The organism is Dietzia sp. DQ11-44 (genome assembly GCF_014145205.1).
Lineage (GTDB): Bacteria > Actinomycetota > Actinomycetes > Mycobacteriales > Mycobacteriaceae > Dietzia > Dietzia natronolimnaea.
The window spans coordinates 1-7992 of sequence record NZ_JAALEC010000508.1 but is presented as its reverse complement, the minus strand read 5'-3'; the positions used below and the strand labels follow the sequence as shown (position 1 = coordinate 7992).

Genomic DNA, 7992 nt, shown 5'->3' with positions numbered 1-7992 from the left:
GGTCACGACCGCCGCCGCGACGCCCAGCGCGGCCACACCGAGGCGCACCTGGAGCACCGCGCCCGCCACCCCACCGAGCGCGAGCGCAGCCCACAGGGAGACCTGCTGACGATAGGGCGCCCACGACCCCCCGGCCAGCGCGTCCACCAGCCGGTGGGCGGACTTGACCACCGCACCGGTCATGTAGGTGACCCCGAGCGAGACCTCTCCCCGCGAGTGGAACACCGAGTTCATGGCACCCATCGACGCCGCGACCACCGTCATCGACAGCGGCGCCCCGACGACCGTGGCGGTCGTGAGCCGGTGCACCGCGAGCGCCACCAGCAGCAGGGTGGCGACCAGGGCCAGGACGGCCGGGCGATCATCCCGGGGACGGAGGCGGGTGACCACCGCACCGGCGACCGCGCCGAGGAAGAACGAGACCAGGACGACGGCCGCGATCCCCGCGCCGCCGAGGTCACCCTGCACCAGGTCGACGGCCATTCGCGTGGAGTTGCCGCTCATGAACGACACGAAGTAGCCACCCACCACGAGGAAGCCGACCGCGTCGACGAACCCCGCCGTGCCGGCCAGGACGACGGCGAGCAGTCGCTCTCGTCTGCGGAGATCACGCATCGGGTCGCGCCCGACCGGTCCGATCCCTGCCGGCCCGTCTCAGGATGACCGTCTCAGACCGGGTCGACGCCGAACAGTGCCGGCAGCGTCCCCTCGTGGGCGGCGCGCAGCTCTGCGGTGGTCAGGGTGAACTGCCCCTGGACCTCGAAGGTCCCCGAATCCGGGTCGGTGACGGCGATCCGGGTGTGCGGGATGTCCTGCGCGGTGAGCATCTGCTGGAAGCGGATCTCCTCGCCCCGGGGGACCGACACGATCACGCGGCCGGCCGACTCGGAGAAGAGCCACACGAACGGGTCCGCGTCGGCGGGCAGCACCACCCGGAGGCCGCACTCCCCGGCCAGGGCCGACTCCACGAGCGCCTGCGCGAGCCCGCCCTCCGACAGGTCGTGTGCGCCGGTGATCAGGCCGTCCTTGGAGCACGTGGCCAGGATACGGGCGAGTGTGGCCTCCCACCGCAGGTCGACCGTCGGGGGCATGCCTCCGAGGTGCTCGTGGGCGACCTGGGCCCAGATGGACCCGTCGAGCTCGTCGCGGGTCTCGCCGAGCAGGTAGACGTTCTCGCCGGGGGTGTCACCGAACGCGGTGGGCGTGCGGCGGGCGACGTCGTCGATCACTCCGAGCACGCCCACGACGGGCGTCGGCAGGATCGGGGTGGACCCGGTCTGGTTGTAGAAGGAGACGTTGCCGCCGGTGACGGGGATACCGAGCTCGGCACAACCGTCCGCCAGTCCGTGGACGGCCTCGCGGAACTGCCACATCACGCCCGGGTCCTCGGGCGAGCCGAAGTTGAGGCAATTGGTCACGGCGACCGGGGTGGCGCCGGTGACGGCGACATTGCGGTACGCCTCCGCCAGGGCCAGCCGGGCACCGGTGTACGGGTCGAGCTTGGTGTAGCGCCCCGACGCGTCGGTCGACAGTGCGATGCCGCGGCCGGACTCCTCGTCGATGCGCAGGACACCGCCGTCGGCGTTCTCCGCGAGGATCGTGTTGCCGCGGACGTAGCGGTCGTACTGCTCGGTGATGAACTTGCGCGAGCACAGGGCCGGGCTGGAGATCATGTCCACCAGGGTCCGGCGCAACTCGTCGCCGGTGGCCGGGCGGGCCAGGGTCGCGGTGGTGTCCGCCTGCAGGGCGTCCTGGTCGGAGGGCCGCTCGAGGGGGCGCTCGTAGACCGGCCCCTCGTCGGCCAGCGACTCGGGCGGGGCGTCCACCACGGTCTCACCGCGGAACTCGATGGTGAGCCGGTCGCCGTCGGTGACCTCGCCGATGTCGGCGGCCAACACGTCCCAGCGGCGGCACACGTCCATGAAGGCCTCGACGTTCTCCGGCGTCACCACGGCGCACATGCGCTCCTGCGACTCACTGGAGAGGATCTCGGCGGCGGACATGCCCTCCGCGCGCAGCGGGACGTTGTCGAGCACGATGTGCATGCCGCCGTCGCCGGCCGCGGCCAGCTCGGAGGTGGCGCACGCCAGGCCGGCACCGCCGAGGTCCTGGATGCCCACGACCAGCTCGTCGCGGTACAGCTCGAGGCAGCACTCGATGAGGACCTTCTCCATGAACGGGTCGCCCACCTGGACGCTGGGGAGCTTGCGCGGCTTGACCGGCGCTCCGTCCTCGTCCACATCGAAGGTCTCGGACGCCAGCACCGACACGCCACCGATCCCGTCGAGACCGGTGCGGGCACCGAACAGGATGATCCGGTTGCCGGTGCCGGAGGCGAACGCCAGGTGCAGGTCCTCCACGCGCATGACGCCCGCACCGAGGGCGTTGACCAGCGGATTGGCGGCGTACGACTCGTCGAACACCGTCTCACCACCGATGTTGGGCAGGCCCAGGCAGTTGCCGTACCCGCCGACCCCGGCCACGACGCCGGGGAGCACGCGGTGCGTGTCGTCGGCGTCGGCGGGGCCGAAGCGGAGCTGGTCCATCACGGCCACCGGCCGCGCGCCCATCGCCATGATGTCGCGGATGATCCCGCCGACACCGGTCGCGGCACCCTGGTACGGCTCGATGTAGGACGGGTGGTTGTGCGACTCGACCTTGAACGTCACCGCCCAGCCGTCACCGATGTCCACCACGCCGGCGTTCTCGCCGATCCCCGCGAGCATGGTGGACCGCATCTCGTCCGTGGTGGTCTCGCCGAAGTAGCGCAGGTGCACCTTGGACGACTTGTACGAGCAGTGCTCCGACCACATGACCGAGTACATGGCCAACTCGGCGTCCGTGGGCCGGCGGCCCAGGATCTCCCGGATGCGGGAGTACTCGTCCTCCTTGAGTCCGAGTTCCGCCCACGGCTGGGCCAACTCGGGGGTGTCGGAGGCGTGCGAGATGGAGTCCACGTGAGTCGTCACGGGGGCGAGTCTAGTCGGCCCGCGGCGGCCCGCGAATCCGCTACCAGCCGGGGCTAGGTGGACAGCACCTCGAAGGTCAGGCCGCCGCGCTCGACACGCTCGAGTAGTGCCTCCCCCATCGCCTGGGCGGTGGTGAGCTGTCCCGAGAGCGCGGGAAGATCGTCGAAGGCCAGACACAGGGCCGACTCCGCGATCATCATGGCCGTCTCGGTGTACCCGGGGTCGCCGCCGCACACCCGGGTGACCACCCGCCGCCCGCCCGCCAACGCCACGAAGGTCACGTCGAACGACGACCGGGCGCGGCGGGACTCACTGGGCCCGGCACCACGGTCGATCCGCTTGAGCATCTGCGACCTGATGGGGCCGATCTGGGCACCCACGGTCAGCGCCCCGACCCCGACCATGCCCGCCGTCGCGGTCAACGGCGACTTGACCGAGGCGTAGTGCGCGTAGGTGAAGTCCGGGCCGTAGCTCTCCAGCGCGGCCGCGGACCGCAACACGATCTGCGGGTCGATCGTGGGCAGCGGCACCAGCCAGCGGCCGAGAACGCTGTCGTGGTGCGGCTTGCCCGTCACCGACTTGATCCGCCGCCCCTCGACCCTGCCCTCCTTCTTGCGCCGCGCCTTCGCCGTGCGTCCGGCCTCACGGAGTCGGGCGAACTGGCCGATGGCCGAGTGGAAGGTGCCGCCGGAGAACTGGGCGTCGGCGTGGACCGCACCGTAGACCGCCACCGGCACACCCTCGGGTACCTGCTTCATCGTGTAGAACACCCCCATGTCGTGGGGGATGGAGTCGAACCCGCACGCGTGGATGATCCGTGCGCCGGAGGCCACGGCCTTGTCGTGGTACTCGAGGTACATGCGGTCGGCGAACTCGGGCTCGCCCGTCAGGTCCACGTAGTCGGTCCCGGCCTCGGCGCACGCGGCGACGAGCGGCTCGCCGTACTCGAGGTACGGCCCGACGGTGGTGATGACGACCCGGGCCGCGCGGGCCATGTCCGCCAGCGAGCCCGGATCCTCGGTGTCCGCCACCACGACCCCCGGGGCCGGGACGTCGGGCATCTCGGCGGCGAGGCGAGCGACGAGCGCGTCGAGCTTGGTCCGGTTCCGACCCGCCACGGCCCACGACCCACCCTCGGGCAGGTTCCGCAGCAGATAGTCGGCCACCAGACCACCGGTGAATCCGGTCGCCCCGTAGAGGACGATGTCGAACGGCCTGGCGGCCTTCTCGGACGCGGACACGGGCTGGGTGCTGGATTCGCTCACCCCACGGTTCTACCGCATCTCGCGCCACCGACGGATGGGCCGGTGAGTAGATGGTCAGACCGCACGGCCACCATGTCTATTCTCGGTTCACTCCAGACCCATGAGTGACTTCTGTCATATCGGCCAGAAAGGTGAACGAACGCCTAAGTAGTTGTGCAAAACTTCACCTATGCGTGCGATCATCCGGGTCGCCGCAGCTCATCCCGCCGAGCGGGATACCAACCTTAGGAGAACCCTATGGACCTGACTGGTTCGATCGGCGAAGCATTCGCACCCCTCAGCACCGAGTTGATCGGAAGCGCCGACCCCGTCGGCTCGTCCTTCGTCGACACCCTGTCGGCCGCGCTGTACATCGGCCCGAACCTGCTCCTGAGCTTCATCGGCGACCTCGGCGCCGACCTCGGCAGCAGCGGCAGCCTCTTCGGCGACGCATGAACCTCCCGCTCTGACGTTCGCGGCAAGAACGAGGGCCCGCCGGGATCACTCCCGGCGGGCCCTTTGCTGTAGCCGCGGCGTGAGGATCAGACCTTGACCACCGCATCCAACGCGGAGAGGAAAAGCCCGAGCCCGTCGTCGGACGGCCCGGTCAGCGGGTCGATCGCGTGCTCGGGATGGGGCATGAGGCCCACCACCCGTCCGTTCTCGGAACAGATGCCGGCGATCCCGTTGGTCGAGCCGTTGGGGGCGTCGCCCGCGAAGCGGAAGACCACGCGCCCCTCGGCCTCGAGCTGCTCGATGGTCTCGGGCGTGGCCATGTACCGGCCCTCTCCGGACTTCAGAGGGATGAGGATCTCCGCCCCCTCCTCGAACCGGCTGGTCCACGCGGTGCCGGTGTTCTCCACTCGCAGCCACTCGTCACGGCAGATGAAGTGCATGTCGCGGTTGCGCCCCATGGCGCCGGGGAGCAGCCCGGCCTCGCACAGGATCTGGAAGCCGTTGCAGATGCCCAGGACCGGCATGCCGCCGCGGGCCGCCGTGATGACCTCGCCCATGACGGGGGCCATCGAGGCGATCGCGCCGCAGCGAAGGTAATCGCCGTAGGAGAAACCGCCGGGGACCACCACCGCGTCGACGCCCTGGAGGTCCGCGTCGTCATGCCACAGCGAGACCGCCTGCGCGCCGGACCTGGTGATGGCGCGTGAGGCGTCGATGTCGTCGAGCGTGCCGGGGAAGGTGATGACGCCGATCCGTGCGGTCACGAGGCCGCCTCCGCGGTGTCCACGCGGACGACCTTCCAGTCCTCGATCACCGTGTTGGCCAGCAGCGACGAGGCGATCTCCTCGAGCTCGGCGTCCGACACGCCGTCGGCGACCTCGAGCTCGAACCGCTTGCCCTGACGGACGTCGGTGACGCCCGGGTGGCCGAGACGGCCCAGGGCCCGGTGGATGGCCTGGCCCTGCGGATCGAGGATCTCGGCCTTGGGCATGACTTCGACGACGACTCGGGCCACGGTGGAACTCCTCGATCGGTGGAAACGCGGGGCGGACCCGGACCTGCCGGGGCTCGACTGCCGATCCTACCCGGACTCGGCGGGGCCACCGAACGGCTCACGCAGCGGGGGATCGCGCCCCTCGCTCAGGCCGCGGAGGCCAATGCGACCGCCGGCCACTCATAGCGGCCGGTGACGGCTCCGTGCTCCCCGGTCACCCGGTCCACCGCGTCCAGCAGCGCCGACCGCGGCGCCCGGCGCGAGAGCTGCGTGGCGGAGACGTTGACGCGCACCAGCCCTCCGGCCGCCGCTGTCCGACACGCCGCGGTGACGAGGGCCCGGCACCACCAGGCATCGGCGAGGAACCCCTCCCCGATCGACAGCGCACGGCCACGCTCCGTGGTCCCGCGGACCACGTCGTGGACGCCGGTGAGAGAGGCACAGACCCGGAAGCCCGCCCCGGGCAACGCCTCGAGACAGCCCGGCGACGCGTTCCACCGTGGTGGGGCGAACAGCCGCGTCCGAAGACCCATGTCGGCCATGATCCGGTCCGCGGCGGCCAGACGGACGGCCGCCTCCGCGGGTCCGATGGAGGCGAACTCGGGCCTGCGCGGTCGGGTCGCGGCCTCGTCGTAGCCGCCCAACACGATCGAGTCACCCCGCTCGCGACGGTGGCGTAGCCAGCCCTGCGTGGCCCTGTCCTCCGTCATCCGGTACTCGCGCCCCCGCCTCGGCGCGACGAGCAGCGAGACGGGCACCGACCGCCGCTCGAGTTCGCCGACCAGATCCACGGCACCCTCCAGCGTCGACTCCCGCAGGCCCGAGACGGAGACGATGAGGCGGGCGGTGGCCGGGCGCGGTGTCATGGAGCCCATCGTCGCAGCCGGTGATGACAGCGTGACGACGACGAGGTGTACGTCCGGTGTCCCGACCGGACGCGTGTCTTGACCGGAGGTGACGTCCCGGCCGGAGGTGACGCTCCGGGACGGGGTCAGACCGGGAGGACGTCCTCGATCGCCTCGGTGAGTTCGGGGGCACCGGGCTCCACCTTGGGGCGGAAGCGGCCCACGACCTCACCCGTCGGGGACAGCAGGAATTTCTCGAAGTTCCACTGCACGTCACCGGCCTCACCGTCTGCGTCGGCGACCGCGGTCAGTTCCGCGTACAGCGGGTGCCGGTCGGGGCCGTTGACGTCGACCTTGGCGGCCAGGGGGAAGGTGATGCCGTACTTCTCGGTGGTGAACTCCTTGATCGCGCCCTCGTCGCCGGGCTCCTGCCCCATGAACTGGTTGCACGGGAACCCCAGGACGAAGAACCCGCGGTCGCGATAGTCGTCGGCCAGCTCCTGCAGGCCCTCGTACTGCGGGGTGAGCCCGCACTCGCTCGCGACGTTGACCACCAGGACGGCGTGCCCCGAGTAGTCACCGAGTCGGGCCTGCTCGCCGTCGATGGTCGTGAAGGTGATGTCGTGGAGGCTGCTCATGTGAGCCAGCTTACGCGGTTGCCACCCTTGACATATCGTTGGGTTTTTACAACACTGCATTGCATGAGCCCAGTGCGACGGGGAGAAAAGCTCCCCATCTACAACCGGATCGCCGTCCTGCGGGCCGAGCACCGACTCAGCCGGGCCTCGCTCGCGGAACGGATCGAGGTCAACCCCCAGACCGTGGGTGCGCTCGAACGGGGCGACCACTACCCCAGCCTGGATCTGGCCTTCCGCATCTGCGCGGTGTTCGACCTGCCGGTCGAGGCCGTCTTCTCCCGCGAGGAGTTCCAGCCGATGTCCACCGAGATCTACCGCCGCACACGAGAGGACACTCCATGAGCACCGCGACCGACCACACCCTGACCTCCGCCGAGCGTCGCTACGAGAAGACCGTCGACCGGCTCTCCACCAGCCTGCTCTCGTGGCGCACCCCGGAACGCCGCCGACTGCTGGTCCGGTTGAACTGGGCATGCGTCGCGGTCATGGCAGCGATCGCCGTCGCCGGGTTCTTCTGGCTCCCGATCGTGATCGCCTGGCTGCCCATGACCGTGGCCATCTGCACGGTGTGGACGATGCTGCGCACCGTCATCGACGTCAAGGACTCCGCGCCGCCGCGCTACCTCGACGAGTTCGAGACACAGACCCTCCTGCACGCCAGATCCACCGCACTGTCGGTGCTCGTGGGAATCTGCTTCGTGATCGGACTGGTGCTGGTGTTCGGCTCCACGATGGAACTCGGCGACGGCCACCGCCTCGCCTACGCGATGGGCGGACTCGCTGTCCTGGCGGTGTTCGTCGGGGGGATCATCCCCGCCGCCGCGATGGCCGGGACCATGGACCCCG

At 70.3% G+C, this 7992-nt stretch carries 10 protein-coding genes; 3 read left to right on the top strand and 7 right to left on the bottom strand.

The window, feature by feature from the left end; all coding sequences use genetic code 11:
* The 3 genes from G6018_RS12705 to G6018_RS12695 form a co-directional block, all read right to left on the bottom strand.
* A partial coding sequence (locus G6018_RS12705) for a DUF1275 family protein (RefSeq protein WP_182639790.1) occupies positions 1-615 on the bottom strand: 615 nt, incomplete at its 3' end.
* 53 nt (positions 616-668) lie between these two features.
* Positions 669-2969, bottom strand: a complete 2301-nt coding sequence (purL, locus tag G6018_RS12700; protein WP_182616860.1) for a phosphoribosylformylglycinamidine synthase subunit PurL — start codon at positions 2967-2969, stop codon at positions 669-671.
* 53 nt (positions 2970-3022) lie between these two features.
* Positions 3023-4234 carry a saccharopine dehydrogenase NADP-binding domain-containing protein gene (locus G6018_RS12695; RefSeq protein ID WP_182639789.1) on the bottom strand — a complete coding sequence of 404 codons (1212 nt, stop codon included), beginning with the start codon at positions 4232-4234 and terminating at the stop codon, positions 3023-3025.
* Between the two features lie 237 nt (positions 4235-4471).
* Here G6018_RS12695 and G6018_RS12690 point away from each other — a divergent pair, with 237 nt between their 5' ends.
* Positions 4472-4669, top strand: a complete 198-nt coding sequence (locus tag G6018_RS12690) for a hypothetical protein (RefSeq protein ID WP_182639788.1) — start codon at positions 4472-4474, stop codon at positions 4667-4669.
* An 86-nt stretch (positions 4670-4755) separates the two neighbouring features.
* Here the strand turns inward: G6018_RS12690 and purQ are convergent, their stop codons facing one another.
* The 4 genes from purQ to G6018_RS12670 form a co-directional block, all read right to left on the bottom strand.
* Positions 4756-5433, bottom strand: coding sequence for a phosphoribosylformylglycinamidine synthase subunit PurQ (purQ, locus tag G6018_RS12685; protein WP_182639787.1), 678 nt, complete (start codon positions 5431-5433; stop codon positions 4756-4758).
* Entirely contained in the window at positions 5430-5684 is a 255-nt protein-coding gene (gene purS / locus G6018_RS12680; RefSeq protein ID WP_182615277.1) for a phosphoribosylformylglycinamidine synthase subunit PurS, read from the bottom strand. The genes purQ and purS overlap by 4 nt, the downstream gene beginning before the upstream one ends.
* A gap of 125 nt (positions 5685-5809) precedes the next feature.
* On the bottom strand, positions 5810-6529 hold the full coding sequence (locus G6018_RS12675; protein WP_182615279.1) for a DUF2334 domain-containing protein: 720 nt from the start codon (positions 6527-6529) through the stop codon (positions 5810-5812).
* Between the two features lie 125 nt (positions 6530-6654).
* Entirely contained in the window at positions 6655-7146 is a 492-nt protein-coding gene (locus tag G6018_RS12670) for a glutathione peroxidase (RefSeq protein ID WP_017835291.1), read from the bottom strand.
* A gap of 63 nt (positions 7147-7209) precedes the next feature.
* Between G6018_RS12670 and G6018_RS12665 the strand changes: the two genes are divergently transcribed.
* Together G6018_RS12665 and G6018_RS12660 are read left to right on the top strand one after the other, a co-directional pair.
* A complete protein-coding gene (locus G6018_RS12665; protein ID WP_031264401.1) occupies positions 7210-7488 on the top strand; it encodes a helix-turn-helix transcriptional regulator in 279 nt (92 codons plus the stop codon).
* The coding region (locus tag G6018_RS12660) for a hypothetical protein (RefSeq protein ID WP_182639786.1) at positions 7485-7992 on the top strand (508 nt) is incomplete at its 3' end. The genes G6018_RS12665 and G6018_RS12660, both read left to right, overlap by 4 nt.